General features: G+C 62.9%; 1 protein-coding gene. It reads left to right on the top strand.

The genetic code is table 11. The features are described 5' to 3' along the window. Positions 1-888: NAD(P)(+) transhydrogenase (Re/Si-specific) subunit beta (locus AB4Y86_RS19470; protein ID WP_441403757.1), on the top strand; the 888-nt coding region annotated here is incomplete at its 5' end. Positions 889-1,086 lie beyond the last annotated feature (198 nt).

Raw genomic sequence — 1,086 nt, 5'->3', positions numbered from 1 at the left:
ATCAACCTCGGCGCCCTTGCGGCATTCATTGCCCTGACCGTCTGGTACGTCAACGATTCCCAGCTGTGGCTGCTCATCATTGTCACTGTCCTCGCCCTCGGGCTGGGCTGGCACCTGGTGGCCTCCATCGGAGGCGGCGACATGCYCGTGGTCGTGTCCATGCTCAACAGCTACTCAGGCTGGGCCGCCGCCGCCGCGGGGTTCCTGCTGAACAACGATCTGTTGATCATCACCGGCGCACTGGTGGGGTCCTCGGGTGCCTACCTGTCCTACATCATGTGCAAGGCCATGAACCGGTCCTTCATCTCCGTGATCGCCGGAGGGTTCGGCATCGCAGCACCCTCCGGGGCGGACACCGAGTACGGCGAGCACCGCGAAATCACGGCCCAGGCCACCGCGGAAATGCTGTCCAACGCGACCAGCGTTGTCATCACCCCCGGCTACGGCATGGCCGTGGCCCAGGCCCAGTATCCCGTCGCTGAACTGGCGCACCAGCTCCGCGAACGCGGCGTGAATGTCCGGTTCGGCATCCACCCCGTCGCCGGCAGGTTGCCCGGTCACATGAACGTGCTGCTCGCCGAAGCCAAAGTCCCCTACGACATTGTCCTGGAAATGGACGAAATCAATGAGGACCTCGGTGGCACCTCCGTGGTCCTGGTCATCGGGGCCAACGACACCGTGAACCCCTCAGCCGCAGAGGACCCGTCCAGCCCCATCGCCGGCATGCCCGTCCTCCGGGTCTGGGAAGCGGACAACGTCGTGGTGTTCAAGCGCTCCATGGCCGCAGGCTACGCCGGAGTGCAAAACCCTTTGTTCTTCCGGGAGAACTCCCAAATGCTTTTCGGCGACGCCAAACAACGCGTCGAAGACATCCTCCGCGCCTTTTAACGACTAAATGCCCTGGAGAGGGGCGGAGCCTGAAGCACCGATGAACGGCACTGAATCAATGCCGCTCATCGGTGCTTTTTGGCTTTCTCGGCCGACCCATCGGGGCCTTACTGGCCGGTTAAAACTTTCTGGTGCACATCCTGAGGTGCCTAGGGCTCGACGAGCATCAGCATTGTTTCCGGACGGACGCCGTCGAAC

It is taken from the genome of Arthrobacter sp. 2YAF22_2, from assembly GCF_052114645.1.
GTDB lineage: Bacteria > Actinomycetota > Actinomycetes > Actinomycetales > Micrococcaceae > Arthrobacter.
The sequence above is the reverse complement of the archived record's forward strand: the minus strand, read 5'-3'. Positions and strand labels throughout refer to the sequence as shown.